Annotated in this window: 18 protein-coding genes; 8 read left to right on the top strand and 10 right to left on the bottom strand. The window is 68.2% G+C overall.

The window, feature by feature from the left end:
• Positions 1-2: 2 nt before the first annotated feature.
• Complete coding sequence (locus ATK30_RS13340) at positions 3-1,229, bottom strand: cytochrome P450 (RefSeq protein ID WP_101435881.1); 1,227 nt, start codon at positions 1,227-1,229, stop codon at positions 3-5.
• 205 nt (positions 1,230-1,434) lie between these two features.
• Here ATK30_RS13340 and ATK30_RS13335 point away from each other — a divergent pair, with 205 nt between their 5' ends.
• The gene (locus tag ATK30_RS13335; RefSeq protein WP_101435880.1) at positions 1,435-2,067 is read left to right on the top strand and encodes a TetR/AcrR family transcriptional regulator; all 633 of its coding nucleotides are present in this window, start codon (positions 1,435-1,437) and stop codon (positions 2,065-2,067) included.
• 139 nt (positions 2,068-2,206) lie between these two features.
• Positions 2,207-2,743 (top strand): DUF4232 domain-containing protein, encoded by a 537-nt coding sequence (locus ATK30_RS13330; protein WP_101435879.1) that lies wholly within the window; start codon positions 2,207-2,209, stop codon positions 2,741-2,743.
• Between the two features lie 14 nt (positions 2,744-2,757).
• Here ATK30_RS13330 and ATK30_RS13325 read toward each other — a convergent pair whose 3' ends face one another.
• The 6 genes from ATK30_RS13325 to ATK30_RS13300 all read right to left on the bottom strand — a co-directional run bounded on the left by ATK30_RS13325 (position 2,758) and on the right by ATK30_RS13300 (position 8,321).
• Entirely contained in the window at positions 2,758-3,606 is an 849-nt protein-coding gene (locus ATK30_RS13325; RefSeq protein ID WP_101435878.1) for a helix-turn-helix domain-containing protein, read from the bottom strand.
• 140 nt (positions 3,607-3,746) lie between these two features.
• Complete coding sequence (locus ATK30_RS13320; protein WP_101435877.1) at positions 3,747-3,986, bottom strand: hypothetical protein; 240 nt, start codon at positions 3,984-3,986, stop codon at positions 3,747-3,749.
• 297 nt (positions 3,987-4,283) lie between these two features.
• Positions 4,284-5,150: an aldehyde dehydrogenase family protein gene (locus ATK30_RS13315; protein WP_101435876.1), complete on the bottom strand. Its 867-nt coding sequence runs from the start codon at positions 5,148-5,150 to the stop codon at positions 4,284-4,286.
• A complete protein-coding gene (locus tag ATK30_RS13310) occupies positions 5,143-6,576 on the bottom strand; it encodes an aldehyde dehydrogenase family protein (RefSeq protein WP_101435875.1) in 1,434 nt (477 codons plus the stop codon). Before ATK30_RS13310 ends, ATK30_RS13315 begins: the two co-directional genes overlap by 8 nt.
• A gap of 1 nt (position 6,577) precedes the next feature.
• Positions 6,578-7,552, bottom strand: a complete 975-nt coding sequence (gene deoC, locus ATK30_RS13305) for a deoxyribose-phosphate aldolase (RefSeq protein ID WP_101435874.1) — start codon at positions 7,550-7,552, stop codon at positions 6,578-6,580.
• A 136-nt stretch (positions 7,553-7,688) separates the two neighbouring features.
• A complete protein-coding gene (locus ATK30_RS13300; RefSeq protein WP_101435873.1) occupies positions 7,689-8,321 on the bottom strand; it encodes a DUF1707 SHOCT-like domain-containing protein in 633 nt (210 codons plus the stop codon).
• A gap of 811 nt (positions 8,322-9,132) precedes the next feature.
• On the opposite strand from ATK30_RS13300, the gene upp reads away from it, so the two are divergent.
• Positions 9,133-9,756 carry a uracil phosphoribosyltransferase gene (gene upp / locus ATK30_RS13290; RefSeq protein ID WP_101440802.1) on the top strand — a complete coding sequence of 208 codons (624 nt, stop codon included), beginning with the start codon at positions 9,133-9,135 and terminating at the stop codon, positions 9,754-9,756.
• On the opposite strand, the gene ATK30_RS13285 is transcribed toward upp, so the two are convergent.
• A complete protein-coding gene (locus ATK30_RS13285) occupies positions 9,749-10,339 on the bottom strand; it encodes a TetR/AcrR family transcriptional regulator (protein ID WP_101435871.1) in 591 nt (196 codons plus the stop codon). The genes upp and ATK30_RS13285 overlap by 8 nt on opposite strands.
• Positions 10,340-10,434: 95 nt before the next feature.
• On the opposite strand from ATK30_RS13285, the gene ATK30_RS13280 reads away from it, so the two are divergent.
• From ATK30_RS13280 to ATK30_RS13270, 3 genes are all read left to right on the top strand, one after another.
• The gene (locus ATK30_RS13280) at positions 10,435-10,836 is read left to right on the top strand and encodes a MerR family transcriptional regulator (protein ID WP_009072633.1); all 402 of its coding nucleotides are present in this window, start codon (positions 10,435-10,437) and stop codon (positions 10,834-10,836) included.
• Positions 10,833-11,813 (top strand): aldo/keto reductase, encoded by a 981-nt coding sequence (locus ATK30_RS13275; RefSeq protein ID WP_183124559.1) that lies wholly within the window; start codon positions 10,833-10,835, stop codon positions 11,811-11,813. The genes ATK30_RS13280 and ATK30_RS13275 overlap by 4 nt, the downstream gene beginning before the upstream one ends.
• A gap of 168 nt (positions 11,814-11,981) precedes the next feature.
• Positions 11,982-12,230, top strand: a complete 249-nt coding sequence (locus ATK30_RS13270) for an ATP-binding protein (protein WP_312878447.1) — start codon at positions 11,982-11,984, stop codon at positions 12,228-12,230.
• A 77-nt stretch (positions 12,231-12,307) separates the two neighbouring features.
• On the opposite strand, the gene ATK30_RS13265 is transcribed toward ATK30_RS13270, so the two are convergent.
• Complete coding sequence (locus ATK30_RS13265; RefSeq protein ID WP_101435870.1) at positions 12,308-12,670, bottom strand: hypothetical protein; 363 nt, start codon at positions 12,668-12,670, stop codon at positions 12,308-12,310.
• Positions 12,671-12,710: 40 nt separating this feature from the next.
• On the bottom strand, positions 12,711-13,166 hold the full coding sequence (locus ATK30_RS13260) for a hypothetical protein (protein WP_101435869.1): 456 nt from the start codon (positions 13,164-13,166) through the stop codon (positions 12,711-12,713).
• Between the two features lie 161 nt (positions 13,167-13,327).
• Between ATK30_RS13260 and ATK30_RS13255 the strand changes: the two genes are divergently transcribed.
• Entirely contained in the window at positions 13,328-13,711 is a 384-nt protein-coding gene (locus tag ATK30_RS13255; RefSeq protein ID WP_101435868.1) for a hypothetical protein, read from the top strand.
• Between the two features lie 36 nt (positions 13,712-13,747).
• Positions 13,748-15,043, top strand: coding sequence for a histidine--tRNA ligase (gene hisS, locus ATK30_RS13250; protein ID WP_101435867.1), 1,296 nt, complete (start codon positions 13,748-13,750; stop codon positions 15,041-15,043).
• Positions 15,044-15,394: the final 351 nt, after the last annotated feature.

The raw sequence follows: 15,394 nt of genomic DNA, 5'->3' as shown, positions 1-15,394 counted from the left end.
CTTCACCAGCTCACCGGGAGGCAGTACAGCCCGAAGACGCCGGAATCGTGTTTGAACGGCAACTGATCGACCGGCACGGCGAGACGCAGCGTCGGGATGCGGCGGAAGAGCGTGTCGAACACGATCTGCAGCTCCATCCGGGCGAGGTTCTGGCCGAGGCACTGGTGCGCGCCGAAGCCGAACGCGACGTGGTGGCGGCCGCCGCGGGTGATGTCGAGCCGCTCGGGCTCGGGAAAGACCTCGGGGTCGAAGTTGGCCGCGTAGCTCAGGCCGAGGACGCCCTCGCCGGCCTTGATGGTGACGCCCGCGATGTCGACGTCCTCGAGCGCGACGCGCGTGGTGGCGAGTTCCGCGATGGTGAAGTAGCGCAGCAATTCTTCGACGGCGTCGAGGGTTTTGCCCGGGTCCTCCTTGATCGCGGCGAGCGCGTCGGGGTTCTCCAGCAGCGCGACGGTGCCGAGCGAAATCATGTTCGCCGTGGTCTCGTGCCCGGCGATGAGCAGCAGGAAGGCCAGCGACACGAGGTCGTCGTGGTCGTAGGCGCCTTCCTCGCGCTTCTTCGCGATCTGGCGGCTGAGCAGATCGTCCGCTGGTTCGGTTTCCTTGAAGGACACCAGCTTGGACAGATAATTCTGCAGCTCTTCGACCGCGTGCCCGCGCTCTTCGACGCTCGATTCGCGGTTGAGGATCTGTGAGCTGTGCTTCTGGAAGAAGTCGTGGTCGGAGTACGGGACGCCGAGCTGTTCGCAGATGACCAGGGACGGCACCGGAAGCGAAAGCGCCGACACCAGGTCGGCGGGCTGGTCGCCGGCCAGCATCGCGTCGATGTGCTGGTCCACGATCTCCTGGATGCGCGGCTGCAGCGCCTTCATCCGCTTGACGGTGAACTCGCCGACGACGCTGCGCCGCGCCGGGCCGTGTTCCGGCGCGTCCATCGCGATCAGCGAGGGGCGCAGCTTCGGGCGGCGCTGCTGGCCGTCCTTGAACAGGATCGGGAAACCGGGGTTGAAACGGTTCGAGCTGAACCTCGGGTCGTTCAGCATCGCCCGGAGGTCCTCGTGCCGGTTCAGCACCCAGGCGCGCTGGCCGCTGTGTTCGAGCTCGACGTAGTGCGCGCGAGCGTCGCGGAAACGGTCGTAGCCCGGTGGCGGCGCGAACGGGCACGTGCGCTTCATCGGGAACGCGGCCCGCTCCGGCTGTGTGCGGCTGGGCTGGGCGACTTCGGTCATCTGAACCCCCTGTGGTGGGTTTGCCCCGTTACGGAATGAATGTGGAGGATTACATTCCGGTTCACTGCCCAAGGTACCGAAGTGGAGGATCTTCGTCCACTAGCAACGGGGTGACAATTGCTGTCCGCCCCAGGTTGCGGGCACGTTTGCGCAGTTGGTCCGGCGTGCGAGAATGCGCGCCAACCGGGAAGAGGAAAGGCCGGGTATGAGTGCAGACCCCGAGACACCGCTGCGGGCGGACGCGCAACGCAACCGCGACCAGATCATCGCCGCGGCTCGCGCCATCTTCGCCAGCCACGGTCCCGAGGTCCCGATGGAGGAGATCGCGCGCGCCGCAGGTGTCGGCGTAGGCACCCTCTACCGGCGCTTCCCGGACCGCGACGCGCTCATCCGCGCGGTGGCGGTCGACAACTTCGCGGGCGTGCTGGACGACGCGAAGCGGCTGTCAGTGGAAGCGCCGACGGCGTGGGACGCCTTGGTGCAGCTGCTGTATCAAGGCGCGGAACTGCAGTTGTCGATGCAGCTGGCGATGCTGTCGCAGCGTGCGCACGAAATTCTCAAGAATGACCCCGAGGTGGCTCGCCTGCGCGAAGCGGTTCTGCTTGAGGTCGATGACCTGGTGCTCCGGGCGCAGGCCGAGGGGTCGCTGCGGAAAGACGTGGGCGCGGGTGACGTCGCGGTGCTGTTCGCCCGCATCGTGCGGCAGTTGCCCGCGCATCGGCTGAAGATGCCGGAGCTGGCGACCGCCCGCAGCATCGCCATCATGATCGACGGCCTGCGCGCCGGCCCGGTCACTCCGTTGCCGGGGCGGCCGATCGGCAAGGAAGACTTGCTCTGACCGTCTTTTGGGACGCGACGGGCCGTCCGGGGTTGCCCCGGCGGGGGTGATCTCACATCGGGTCATCGTCTTCCGGGTGCGGACGTCTTATCTCGTGAAGGCCGGTGCGGAGCCGCCGGAAACACGAGAGGGGACGACCATGAAGAACATCTGCAGGATCGCCGTTGCCGTCGCTGTCGCCGGAGGCGCTGCCGCGCTCTTCGCGGGGACGGCCGGCGCCACGACCGCGGAGTCGTCGGCATTGCCGTGCACGGCGAATCAGTTCAGCACCAAGCTCGTCTACGGCGGCGCAGGCGCGGGCCAGCGTCAGGCGGCGCTGCAGTTCACCGCGAACCCCGGCGAACGGTGCGTCTTGCCTGGCCGGGCCGATGTCGACCTGGTCGGAGCCCACAACGTCCTGGTCAACAACGAGGCGCCGGCCGACGCCCCGCCGGTGCTGATCGCGAACGGTTCGTCGGCGTACGTACCGCTGCACTGGACCGCGATCGGGTCCGACGACGAGCAGCAGACGCCGAACGCGGTGACCGTCACCGCTCCGGCCGACTCCAACCCGCACGGGGACCCGATCGACCCGAATGTGTCGGTGGACTGGACCTTCGGTGCGGTGGACGCCAACGCGGACAGCCACACGCTCGACGTCGGCGCGCTGACGTCTGGCGAAGCGCCTGCGGCGTAAGGGATTCTCCGCGGTCAGTCGGGCGGGGCTGCGCGGGTGAGCGCATCGAGCGCCCGAAGCAGCACCGCCCGGGCCGCGTCGCCCTCGGCCGCGACTGTCCACAGTAGATCCGCGACCTCGTGGTACGGGTCGACGTCGCTCGCGATGTGCTCGCCCTCCGGGGTTTCGACCATCGCGACGTCGTCGACGACCCAGAAGTCCGCGGTGACCGGATAGGGCACGACAACGTCCGCGGGGATGATCCCGAAGCGGATATTGGGGGTGCCGAGCAGTGCGAGCAGCTTGTGCACCTGCGCGATCATCACGTCCCGCGGCGCGTTCGGATAACGCAGCGCGGCCTCGGAGGTGAGCAGTTCGATGGTCCGGCCGGGTTCGTAGAGGATCTGCTGGCGTTGCATTCGCGCCCGGACCGCCTCGGTGATGTCCTGGTCGCCGCCGTGGATCCGGGCGTGGGCAAGCAGCGTATGCCGTGCGTACTCCGGGGTTTGCAGTAATCCGGAGACAATTCTGAGGTCTACCGCGCGAATTCGTAGCGCTCGCGCCTCGCGGGCAATGGATTCCTCTTGCCGGGCCCGATGTCCCTCGCGGACTTTGTCTTTCCAGCTGGCGTGCGCGTCGCGGACCTCGACCAGCTGCTCCCGCAGCTGTTCGGCCAGCTCCGGAGGTCCGCCGACCGCGGCGACCCAGGCGTCGAGGTCGTCGTCGCCGACGGTCTGCCTGCCGTTTTCGATCTTGCTGACCTTGGGCGCGTTCCAGCCGATGGCCTTGGCGAAGTCCTTTCCCGTCTCGAAGCCCGCGTCGACCCGGAGCCGGCGCAGGCGATCGCCGAGCTCTGCCCGGCGTTTCTCGAAACTGGTAGGCACTCGCCCTCGCTATCGCATGCGGAATTCCTCGAACCCGAGGGCATCTTCCCACACCTGGGGTCGAGTTTCGAGAAATCCTGGGTGGCTAGTGCCTCTGAATCGCCGGGATGCCTTGCCTTGCCCGCGCAGGCACGTCGTGCTCAGGCTTCCCGCGGGAAGAACTTGAGCAGGCCGGCGGGGATTTCGACGGCCGTCTCGGTGTCCGGCATGCCGCGTTCGTGCAGTTGCCGCAGCGCCTGCTCGTCGGTAACCCGGTATCCCTGGACGACGTACGTGCCGCGGTTGGTGCGATAAGCGTTGGGGCAGTTGCCGCCCGCGCTGGTGGTGCCGAGGAACTCGAGGTCGAGTGCTTCTTCGGACTGAGCGGGATGCAGGGTCATGCGGAGTCCTCCTGACGTGCTGACAGCGCCCGTACCGGACACGGGGCGGTCGAAATTTCCCCAATGGCACATGTTGGCAGAGAATTTCGCGAAAGGATAGAGTCGAGACGCGAAATGCTGAGGCCCGGCGGTCCTCAGGCGAGTCCGGTGTCCGCGACCGGTGAGGTCGATCGCGGACAGCGGGGGTGCTGTGTGTTCGGCTGCCGTCCTGCCCGCGCGGACGGCGACGTGTACGGCGGCAAACAAAAACCGCCGTTCCGGGGCAACCGGAACGGCGGTTCGCGTGGAACTCGACGGTCAGACGCCGATGGGATGCCAGACGGTTTTCGCTTCCAGGTACCGCCGGAGGCGGGACAGGTCTGGTTCGGCGGTCCAGTCTGATTCGGCGTCGGGGACGGACAGGACTCGTTTCACGGTCCCGGCCGCTTCCTGGGCCAGGGTGACGCGGTCCTCGGAGGTGGCGCCGGTCGGGTCCAGGGCGTTGACGTCTCCGTGGGAAGCCAGCCATGGGCCCAGTTCCGCGGCGCGGCCGGTCAGGATGTTCGCGACTCCGCCGGGGACGTCGGAGGTGGCCAGGACCTCGGACAGCGTGATCGCGGGCAGCGGGCGCTCCGCGCTGGAGACCAGGACCGCCGTTGAGCCGGTGGCGAGGACGGGAGCCAGGACCGTCACCAGGCCCAGCAGGGAGGACTCTTGCGGGGCCAGGACGCCGACGACGCCGGTCGGCTCGGGCGTGGTGAAGGAGAAGTACGGGCCGGCAACCGGGTTGGCGGCACCCAGGACCGACGCGATCTTGTCGGTCCAGCCCGCGTACCAGACCCAACGGTCGATGGCGGCGTCCACAAGGGACTCCGCCTTTTTCGCCGGGACGCCTTCGCAGGCCGCTACCTCGGCGGCGAACTGGGCGCGGCGGCCTTCCATCACCTCGGCCACGCGGTAGAGCACCTGGCCTCGGTTGTATGCAGTTGCCGACGACCAGCCGGGGAAAGCCTTGCGGGCGGCGGACACCGCGTCGCGCAGATCCTTGCGCGACGCGTGGGCCGCGTTGGCCAGGAAGGAGCCCTTGGCATCGGTGACGGGGTAGACCCGGCCCGATTCCGAGCGGGGGAATTTGCCGCCGATGTAGAGCTTGTAGGTTTTGGCGACGGAAATCCGGTCAGACATTGAGGTAGGCCTCCAAACCGGTGCGTCCGCCTTCGCGGCCGAAACCGGACTCCTGGTAACCGCCGAACGGGGCGGCGGGGTCGAAGCGGTTGAACGTGTTGGCCCAGACAACGCCGGCCCGGAGCTGGTTCGCCATCCACAGAATGCGCGAACCCTTCTCGGTCCAGATGCCCGCCGACAGCCCGTACGGCGTGTTGTTCGCCTTCGCCACGGCCTCTTCCGGCGTGCGGAAGGTGAGGACCGACAGCACCGGGCCGAAGATCTCCTCGCGGGCGATCCGCATCGACTGGTGGACTTCGGAGAACACGGTCGGCGCGAAGAAGAACCCGCGGTCCGGCACCGGGCACGGGCTGGTCCAGCGCCGCGCGCCTTCCGCGTCGCCGGATTCGACCAGGCCGCGGATCTTCGCCAGCTGCTCGGCCGAGTTGATCGCGCCGACGTCGGTGTTCTTGTCCAGCGGGTCGCCCAGCCGCAGCGTCGACACCCGGTACCGGAGCTTCTCCAGCACCTCCTCGGCCACCGATTCCTGCACCAGCAACCGCGAGCCCGCGCAGCAGACGTGGCCCTGGTTGAAGAAGATCCCGTTGACGATCCCCTCCACCGCCTGGTCCAGCGGTGCGTCGTCGAACACCACGTTCGCCGCCTTGCCGCCGAGTTCCAGCGTCAGCTTCTTGCGGGTGCCCGCGACGGTGCGCTGGATCAGCTTGCCGACCTCCGTGGAGCCGGTGAACGCGATCTTGTCGACGTCCGGATGCTCCACAATGGACGCTCCGATGTCGCCCGCTCCGGGCAGGATGTTCACCACGCCCGGCGGCAGCTCCGCCTGCTGGCAGATCTCGGCGAAGACCAGCGCGGTCAGCGGGGTGGTCTCAGCGGGCTTGAGCACCACGGTGTTGCCGGTGGCCAGCGCCGGGGCGATCTTCCACGCCAGCATCAGCAGCGGGAAGTTCCACGGGATCACCTGGCCCGCGACGCCGAGCGGCTTCGGGTCCGGGCCGTAGCCCGCGTAACCGAGCTTGTCCGCCCAGCCCGCGTGGTAGAAGAAATGCGCGGCCGCGGTAGGCACGTCGGAATCGCGCGACTCCTTGATCGGCTTCCCGTTGTCCAGCGTCTCCAGCACCGCCAGTTCGCGCGAGCGTTCCTGGATCAGCCGCGCGATGCGGAAGAGATATTTCGCCCGTTCCGTGCCCGGCATTTTCGACCAGACCGACGTGTACGCCTTGCGCGCGGCCTTCACCGCGGTGTCCACATCGGACTCCGACGCGGTGCCGACCTCGGCGAGGATCTCCTCTGTGGCCGGGTTGATCGTCTTCAGCGGCTCGCCCGAGCCGTCGACGAATTCGCCGTTGACGAACGGCTTGTAGTGTTCTTTCAGATTGGCCAGTGCGCGCGATTCCGGCGCGGGCGCGTATTCGAAGATGCCCATGTCAGTCCACCGTCACGTAGTCAGGGCCGCTGTAGTGGCCGTCCACCTGGGTGCGCCGCTGCAGCAGCAGGTCGTTGAGCAGGCTCGACGCGCCGAACCGGAACAGCTCCGGCGTGAGCCACTGCTCGCCCGCGACCTCGTGCACGGCGACGAGGTACTTGATCGCGTCCTTCGTCGTCCGGATCCCGCCCGCGGGCTTGACGCCGCGCAGTTCGCCGGTGCGCTCGTGCCAGTCGTGCACCGCCTGCAGCATCACGTGCGTGACCGGCAGCGTCGCTGCGGGCGAGACCTTTCCGGTGGACGTCTTGATGAAGTCCCCGCCCGCCAGCAGCGCGAGCCAGGACGCGCGGCGCACGTTGTCGTACGTCGCCAGCTCGCCCGTTTCGAGGATCACCTTCAGGTGTGCCGAGCCGCAGGCTTCTTTCACGGCGCGGATCTCGTCGAACACTTCCAGGTAGCGGCCTTCGAGGAAGGCTCCGCGGTCGATCACCATGTCGACCTCGTCCGCGCCGGCCTCGACGGCCAGCCGCGTGTCGGCCAGCTTCACTTCGCGGCTCGTGCGGCCAGCCGGGAAGCCGGTGGCGACGCTCGCCACCCGCACGCCACTGCCCGCGAGCGCTTCGACGGCCGTCTCCACCAGGTCCGGGTACACGCACACGGCCGCGACGCGCGGGCAGTCCTGCCGTTCGGGGTCCGGCCGCATCGCCTTGGCGGCGAGGCCTCGGACCTTGCCGCGGGTGTCGGCTCCTTCGAGCGTGGTCAGGTCGACCATCGACACCGCGGTGTCGATCGCCCACCGCTTGGCTTCTTTTTTGATGCTCCGGGTCGCGAGTCCCGCTGCGCGCTGCTCGACGCCGACCTGGTCGACACCGGGCAGCCCGTGCAGGAACCGCCGCAGGCTCGCTTCGTCGCGAGTGACGTCCGTCAGCGGCGACGGGGTGTCCGGTGCCGCTGACGGGCTGGTGGTAGCTGTCATACCGCTGAGTGTAGGTGCGCGACAGCAGGCGCCGGAGCGCTCACTGGAATCTGTGGACAGCTGGTCACGGCCGCTCGGTTGTCCACAGTCGCGCGGTGCGAGCGGCGGTTTTTGTCGGTGTCGTGTGCAGCCGGGTTCAGGACTCGATCTGCGGTGCGTTCGAGTCCTTGGCCGGCTTGCGGTACACGACGACGCCACCCCAGAAGCCGAGGCCGTTGATCGTCACGGTCGGGGCGGTCGGCGGCGCGGGCGGCGCACCGGACTTGTCCTCCAGCATGAACGCGCCCATGAACCCGATGCCGGTGACATTCACGTTGATGTCGTCCGGGACGGTGATCTCGATCCCGCCCATGATCGCCACCGCGGTGATCGTGCACGACTTCTCCGCGAACCGGGCGCTGCGCAGGTCGATCTCGGCACCGCCCCAGAACGCGAAAGTCGTGTGCTGCTGCGGGAGAACCCAGCTGCCCTTGCGCACGGCCCCGGACATCACGCCGATCGACACGGCGGAACCGGGATGCCCGCCGATGCGGTTGTCCGGCAACCCGAGCGCGCGCGAGGGGGCGGCCTGCAGTGAGGCCGACGCGCTGGTGGCGAGCGCGGCGCTGCCCGGCAGATCGGCGGTCACCGGTTTCAGGTCGGCGAACGTTTTCGCGGAGTAGACGCTGGAAAGCCGCTCCTCCAGCTCGTTGATCGTGATGCGGCCTTCGGACAGGGCCTGGTGCAGGACCTGCGCGACCTGCTCCCGATCAGCGTCCGACACGCGCATCTGGTCGGGGCCCGGCGTGGCTGGGTCTTCACTCACCTGGGGCAGCCTATCCCTGTCAGGTCTGCGTCGGGTCCATCTAACGGTGGATAGGGGGATCATGACGCGATGGATTCTGCGTTGACGGGGACCCTCGTGCTTCCGGACGGAGTGGTGGTGCGGGCGCGCGGGCTGGGGCGGCCCCAACCGGAGGGGCCGGAGCCGGAGTTCGGGTTGTATCTGGGATCGCGGCGGATGCGGGCCAAGTACGACGCTTCGTTGGGGTGGGAGCGTCGGTGGGTGCTGTGGCCGGACTTTCTGCTGCCGCGGGATTGGGAGGGGGCGCGGCGGGAGATTGTGGGGTTGCACGGCCGGGCGGTTGCCGGGGAGGCCGTGGAGGTGGCTTGTCTTGGTGGGGTGGGTCGGACTGGGACTGTGTTGGCTTGTTTGGTGACTTTGGGTGGGATGGGGGTTGGGGAGGCGGTGGATTGGGTGCGGAGGGAGCATCATCCGAGGGCGGTGGAGACGCCTTGGCAGCGGTGGTGGGTTCGGTGGTTCGCTGAGTCTCGGTAGGGGGCCTGCTCGTCTCCTGGGGGCGACATTGCAGGTGGGTGGTTGCGTGGGGCACCCCGAACCGCAGGGAGGCTTCGTATCGGGGTGCGGGGGAGGGGCTGGGTGCCTCGATTGTTGGGTGCATCGGTGGCCTTTTAGGGGTGGGTGTGCGCGGGCGCGGTTGGGAGCAGCGCGGCGGGGCGGTGGGCCGTGAAGTAAGCGGGCCCACGAAGGCGCGGGGGAACGGGTGGCGTCCCCGAGTTGGGCGGCTAAGTTGTGCGGCATGGATGTGCATGTCGTCGACCACCCGCTGGCCAAGGCTCGTCTCTCGACCATGCGGGACGCTCGGACGGACAGTGCTGCGTTCCGGGCCGCGCTGCATGAGTTGACTGTCATGCTCGTCTATGAAGCCACGCGCGATGCTCCGGTGCGGACCGAGCGCATTCATACTCCGGTCGCGCGCACTGATGCGTATCGGCTTGCCAGTCCGCCGTTGCTGGTGCCGGTGTTGCGTGCTGGGCTGGGGATGGCCGACCAGGCGCACAAGCTGATCCCCGACGCGCAGATGGGGTTCGTCGGTCTCGCTCGCGACGAGGAGACGCTCAAGCCGACCCCGTATCTCGAGTCGCTGCCTGAGTCGCTCGCGGACCGGCCTGTCCTGGTGCTTGATCCGATGCTCGCGACTGGCGGGTCGATGGAGTACACGATCCGGTTGCTGACCGATCGGGGCGCTACGGACGTCACCGCTATCTGTGCGCTCGCGGCACCCGAGGGCCTCGCGCATCTGGAGAAGACTGGGCTGCCGGTCCGGGTCGTCACGTCGAGCATTGACGAGCGGCTCAACGACTCCGGGTTCATCGTTCCGGGGCTCGGCGACGCGGGGGACCGGCAGTACGGCGCTAGGTAAGCCAGCCGGAAGCGTTGGCGTGCAAGGCTTTTTCGTAGGCGTCGGAAACGCTGAAGCCATCCGGCAGGCGGCCGGACAGTTCCAGCGACACCAAGCCGTGCACGAAACCCCACAGGCTGACGGTGATCAGTTCCGGCGCGACGTCTTGGAACTGGCCGGACGCCACGGCGGCGCGGACCACGCCCATCAGCGGGGCGAGGGTGGCCTGGGCGACCTCGTCGGCCTCGGCGTTGGGTTCGAAACCTGGCACGGAGCGGCTGAACATGATCGCGTACAGATGCGGGTCGGCTAGGGCGCTTTCGCGGTAGGCGATGCCCAGACGCACGAGGTCGGTTACTGCGTCGCCGGACAGCGGGACCTTCTCCAGGCGCGCGCCGAAGCGGCGGAAGCCTTCCACGTACAGTGCGTTCACCAGGTCCGGTTTGCTGCCGAACAGCGAGTACACCGCGGTGGTCGACGTGCCGGAGTCGGCGGCCAGTTTCCGCAGCGACAGGGCCTTCGGGCCGTCGGCTGAGATCAGTTCGCCTGCCCGATCCAGGAGCTTCAGCCGGAGGGTTTCGTCGTGCGTACGGGGGCGAGGCATCTACCCAGCGTAACGCAACAACGTTATAAAACGCGAGCGTGACCACCGGTGGAAGATTTGACCTGGAGCGCGCTCCAGGTCGTACTGTCGAGCGCATGAGCTACTCGATAGCGGAAGCCGCACGACGTAGCGGCCTGTCGATCGACACCCTCCGGTACTACGAACGGATCAAGCTTCTCGAACCGCCCGCTCGCGATTCGGCGGGGCGGCGCGCCTACTCCGACGAAGACCTGAACTGGCTCGGCTTTCTGACGAAGCTGCGGCTCACCGGCATGCCGATCAAGAGCATGCGCGAATACGCCTCGCTGCGCCGGCACGGCGTGGCCAGCGCGGGACGGCGCAAGGCGATCCTCGTGGAGCAGCGGCAGTCCGTCGCCGACCGGATCGCCGAACTCCAGGGTTGTCTCGACATTCTGGACTACAAGATCGCCAACTACGAGCAGATCGAGCGCAAGGCCTTTGGCGTAGCGCCCGAAATGGAGGGAATTTCCGCGTGATCGGTACTAGGAAGCTCGGCGCACTGGAGGTCGGGGCGCAGGGGCTCGGCTGCATGGGGATGAGCGCTGCCTACGGCGTGCGCGACAACGACAGCGAGTCCATCGCCACCGTGCACCGGGCGCTGGAGCTGGGGGTCACCCTGCTCGACACGGCCAACGTGTACGGCGCGGGGGAGAACGAGAAGCTCGTCGGCAAGGCGATCGCCGACCGTCGTGACCAGGTGGTTCTCGCGACGAAGTTCGGCATCGTGCACACCGACCAGGGCATGACCGCGCGCGGGGACGCCGCGTATGTCAAGCAGTGCTGCGACGAATCCCTGCAGCGGCTCGGGATCGACCACATCGACCTCTACTACCAGCACCGCGTCGACGCGAACGTGCCGATCGAGGAAACCTGGGGCGCGCTCGCCGAACTGGTGCAGGCCGGAAAGATCCGCTACGCCGGGATTTCCGAAGCGGGCGCGGAGACGATCCGCCGGGCGCACGCGGTGCATCCGGTCACCGCGCTGCAGAGCGAATGGTCGCTGTGGACGCGCGGCATCGAAAACGAGATCCTCGGCACTTGCCGGGAGCTCGGTATCGGAATCGTGCCGTTCTCGCCGCTGGGCCGCGGTTTCCTGACCGGTGCGGTCACGTCGGTGCAGGAGCTGCCCGAGGGCGACATGCGCCGCAACCTGCCGCGGTTCGCCGAGGACAACTTCGCGCGCAACATGGCGATCGTCGAGGCGCTGCGCGCGCTGGCCGCGGACAAGGGCGTCACGGCGGGACAGCTGGCGCTCGCGTGGGTGCAGGCCAAAGGGTCCGACGTCGTGCCGATCCCGGGCACGAAGCGGCGGAAGTACTTGGAAGAGAACGTCGGCGCGGCCGAGCTGGAACTGTCCGAAGAGGACATCGCGGCGATCGAGAAGGCCGCTCCGGCCGATGCGGTCGCCGGCGAGCGGTACCCGGAGGCGCTCGCGCGCGTCACGGGCAAGTAGCGGCTTCAGCCGGTGCCCCGCGACGGAAGCGGGGCACCGGCGTCCCTAGGGACGGAAGAACGCGCGCTCGACGGTGCCAGGTACACCATCCGCACGGTGAACCGCGGCGACGACCCCGGCTGAGTCGTTCTCCGCGATCGGGCACACGCCGCCGGCGGTTCGATCGAGGTGATCCTCGCCCATCCGGACGCCAGGCACGTCGCACTGCGCGTGTGCGTCACCGGGACGGGCTTCCCGCAGCACGAAGCGGAACGACTTTTCGAGCGTTTCGCACACGGGACGAACGGCGAGGGCCGACGGTTCGGGCAGGGCTTGGCCTTGGCGCAGGAAGTCGTTACGGGGCACGGAGGAACGATCGCGGCGGCCGGAAAGCGGGGTGCTGGCGCGACATTCACGTTGCGCTTCCAACGTGCTTGAGCTTTCGTGCCTGGAACTTCTTGTACAGGAAGAAAGAGAGCTTGATGTACTCCGCGCAGGCTCCGCGGCCGTAGCGCTCAGTCGGTGAGGGTGTCCGTCGGCAGCAATGCGCGCAGCCGCCGGGTCGTCGCCTCGTACTCGACATACGCGCGGGAGTTCTCCGGTCCGCCCGCGGCCATCAGCTGGTCGTGCGCGATCGCCTGTTCCGCGATCACCGACGCGAGCTGCACCAGGAATCGGGCCGAGCGTTCGGAGCGGATCGCCATCTCGGCGGAACCGGGAAGGCCGCGTTCGGCGAACCCCTCGAACGCGGCGGTGTTCTCGCGCTGCTTCTCCGCCAGCAACCGGCAGGTCGCCGATTGCTGGCGGAGCTGGTCGGCATAGGCCAACGCGACGTCCTGCGGCGAAGCGGCATCCCCGGGCTGGCTCACGCCCGCCATGATGCCTGGTCCGCGCCGAGGACATCCACTGGATCGGTCCCTAGAGCACGACGACCGTGAACACGGCGGAGGCGGCAGCGGCGAACAGGGTGGATTCGGGGTGGAAGACCCGCAGCGTCAGGGTCCCGGACACGTTCAGCTGGAGGCCGAGGTCGAAGTCGCTGTCCGGCGAGCACGACGTGGAGACGAGGTTCACCCAGACTCCGGCCTGCGTTTCCTGCTGCAGATACAGGGTCCCGCCGCCGTCGCCGCGGGCCGCTGGGCCGGTCGCCACGTGTCCGTGGATCCGGAGCTGCTCTCCCTTGTGCACCTTGGCCTTCACCGGTCCGGCCTTGATGTGGACGGGGGTTTTCTTCCCCTCCTGGTGCGCTGCCGGAGCGCTGGCCTGCGGAACGGCCGCCTGGGCGGGCAGGGCGGTCAGGCACAGGCCGCTGAGGGCGAGGGACAAGGCGAGACCGGCCCATCGGGCGGGGCGCCGCATCGAGGTCGTAGTCATGACCTTCAGTTCAGTGCGCCGCGGCCTGCTTCGCTGCCCACATCCCTCGACCGTCGGGTGACAGCCACCGCCATGAGGGACATCGTGACCGTCCGCGAGAAGTTTCGTGACAGTGTTTTAAAACGGTGTTATGGTCGTCGTCGCACCCCAAGGAGGCGACCATGCACGGCCCAGTCCAGTTGTTCACCGTCATCGCGCTGGTATCGCTGCCCACCGTCATGTATGGCGGTTACGCGCTGAGCGGCGTCCTGCGCCGCGGTGACCTCACCGAGAAACAGCGCGGCTTCTTCCGCGCCGGGCACGCCCACGCTGGTGTGCTGCTCGTCCTCACTCTCACCGCGTTGCAGCTGGTCGAGCACGGCGGACTCGGCGACACCGCGCGCTGGATCGTCTGCTTCCTGCTCCTGTTCGGCGTGCTCGCGCAGTCCGGCGGGTTCTTCCTCGCGATGCTGCGCACCCGCGTCGGCATGAGCGTCACCACCGGCGGCGCGGTGCTGCTCGGCGCGGCCATGCTGCTCACCGCGTACGGCATCGCGTTCCCCTGACGAAATGGCTGGCACCGGGTCGTTAAGCTGGATGACGTGCCTGAATACCTGTCGACCGCGCCTGTCAAGGGGACCCGAGACTTCCTCCCCGCCGAAATGTCCGTCCGTACGCAGGTGTTCGGCCATCTCTACGACGTGCTGGAGCGCTACGGCTACCTCCGCTACGACGGCCCGATCCTGGAGCAGGCGGAGGTCTACGAGCGGAAGTCCGGCCAGGAGATCGCCGACCAGCAGCTGTACACGCTCACCACGCGCGGCGGCGAGCGGCTCGCGCTGCGCCCGGAGATGACGCCCTCGGTGGCCCGGATGATCGCCGGTCACGCGAAATCGCTGTCGTTCCCGGTGCGCTGGTACAGCCACCCGAACTGCCACCGCTACGAGCGCCCGCAGCGCGGCCGCGTGCGCGAGCACTGGCAGATCAACGCCGACATCTTCGGTTCGGAAAGCGCGAACTGCGAGATCGAGATGTTCGAGCTGATCCACGACCTGATGGGCGCGGTCGGCGCGACCCCGGACATGTTCGCGGTGCGGGTGAACGACCGGAACCTCCTGTCGTCGGCGCTGACCGACGTCGTCGGGATCTCGCCGGACCACCTGCCGCAGGTGTTCGCGCTCGTCGACCGGTGGGAGAAGACCTCGGCCGAGGAGCACGCGGCGAGCGCCGCCGAGATCGGGTTGTCGGACAAGCAGTACGAGAAGCTCGCCGAGACCCTCGGCGCGGGCCCGGCGCTGCTCGACGAGCTGCCCGCGGAGGTCAAGGCCGAGTCGAACCTGATCAAGGTGCTGTCCAGCAGCGCGGCGAGCCTGGTCCGCTACGAGCCGCTGATCGTGCGCGGGCTGGCGTACTACACGTCGACCGTGTTCGAGGTCTTCGACACCTCGCCGCAGAACCGTCGCGCGCTGTTCGGCGGCGGCCGGTACAGCAACCTCGCCTCGATGTTCACCAAGGAGCAGATCTCCGGCATCGGGTTCGGCATGGGCGACGTGACGCTGATGGACTTCCTCGACACGCACGGCCTCACGCCGCAGCCGCGCAGCGAGGTCGACGTCACGGTCATCCCGGTCACCGAGGACCTGGCGGACCCGGCGCGCGACGTCGCGACGGCGTTGCGCAAGGCAGGGCTGCGCACGTCGACCCCGCTGGAACTGCGCAAACTGGGCAAGGAACTCACCCGCGCGGACAAGGCGGGCGCGGTCGCGGTCGTCATCGTGGGCGAGGAGGACTGGGCGGCCGGCCGCGTGACAGTCCGGAGCCTGGCCACGCGCGAACAGCAGCAGGTCGCCGTGGCCGATGTCCCGGCCACGGTGCGGGCGATGGTCTCGCCTGCTTGATTTCTCGAGGCGGGCATCGGTCTTCGGGCCGGTGCCCGCCTCGGTTGTTCGCCGAGTGGTGGATCGGGTGCGATTTCGTCACTCGCCGCAGTCGGCCGTCGGCGAGTCGGCCGACCAGCCGGACACTCCACAATGGACACTCAAGGGCCGGTCCGCTGGGCCGGACGGGGTGCCGAAGGCCCGTTGACCGGGACGCGGGCCGGGAAGGATCCACGTTTCCCCGGCTGTGCGGACCTGGTCGGCGCCCTCGGAGTTGATTCGAGCACGCTTGGTCGCCGTTGCAGGGTCGTCATGATCGGTTCTTTGTAGTACCCTTGCGTAGTCGAGGTCGATCGCCTTCGTTGCGAACCC

Origin of the sequence: Amycolatopsis echigonensis, from assembly GCF_002846615.1 — a bacterium.
In the GTDB taxonomy this organism is placed as follows: domain Bacteria; phylum Actinomycetota; class Actinomycetes; order Mycobacteriales; family Pseudonocardiaceae; genus Amycolatopsis; species Amycolatopsis echigonensis.
The sequence above is the reverse complement of the archived record's forward strand: the minus strand, read 5'-3'. Positions and strand labels throughout refer to the sequence as shown.

What these genes read in the sequence shown, in the direction of transcription:
- ATK30_RS13340 (WP_101435881.1), bottom strand. Translation starts at nt 1,229, where the DNA reads ATGACCGAAGTCGCCCAGCCCAGCCGCACACAGCCGGAGCGGGCCGCG.
- ATK30_RS13335 (WP_101435880.1), top strand. Translation starts at nt 1,435, where the DNA reads ATGAGTGCAGACCCCGAGACACCGCTGCGGGCGGACGCGCAACGCAAC.
- ATK30_RS13330 (WP_101435879.1), top strand. Translation starts at nt 2,207, where the DNA reads ATGAAGAACATCTGCAGGATCGCCGTTGCCGTCGCTGTCGCCGGAGGC.
- ATK30_RS13320 (WP_101435877.1), bottom strand. Translation starts at nt 3,986, where the DNA reads ATGACCCTGCATCCCGCTCAGTCCGAAGAAGCACTCGACCTCGAGTTC.
- ATK30_RS13315 (WP_101435876.1), bottom strand. Translation starts at nt 5,150, where the DNA reads ATGTCTGACCGGATTTCCGTCGCCAAAACCTACAAGCTCTACATCGGC.
- ATK30_RS13310 (WP_101435875.1), bottom strand. Translation starts at nt 6,576, where the DNA reads ATGGGCATCTTCGAATACGCGCCCGCGCCGGAATCGCGCGCACTGGCC.
- deoC (WP_101435874.1), bottom strand. Translation starts at nt 7,552, where the DNA reads ATGACAGCTACCACCAGCCCGTCAGCGGCACCGGACACCCCGTCGCCG.
- ATK30_RS13300 (WP_101435873.1), bottom strand. Translation starts at nt 8,321, where the DNA reads ATGCGCGTGTCGGACGCTGATCGGGAGCAGGTCGCGCAGGTCCTGCAC.
- upp (WP_101440802.1), top strand. Translation starts at nt 9,133, where the DNA reads ATGGATGTGCATGTCGTCGACCACCCGCTGGCCAAGGCTCGTCTCTCG.
- ATK30_RS13285 (WP_101435871.1), bottom strand. Translation starts at nt 10,339, where the DNA reads ATGCCTCGCCCCCGTACGCACGACGAAACCCTCCGGCTGAAGCTCCTG.
- ATK30_RS13280 (WP_009072633.1), top strand. Translation starts at nt 10,435, where the DNA reads ATGAGCTACTCGATAGCGGAAGCCGCACGACGTAGCGGCCTGTCGATC.
- ATK30_RS13265 (WP_101435870.1), bottom strand. Translation starts at nt 12,670, where the DNA reads ATGGCGGGCGTGAGCCAGCCCGGGGATGCCGCTTCGCCGCAGGACGTC.
- ATK30_RS13260 (WP_101435869.1), bottom strand. Translation starts at nt 13,166, where the DNA reads ATGACTACGACCTCGATGCGGCGCCCCGCCCGATGGGCCGGTCTCGCC.
- ATK30_RS13255 (WP_101435868.1), top strand. Translation starts at nt 13,328, where the DNA reads ATGCACGGCCCAGTCCAGTTGTTCACCGTCATCGCGCTGGTATCGCTG.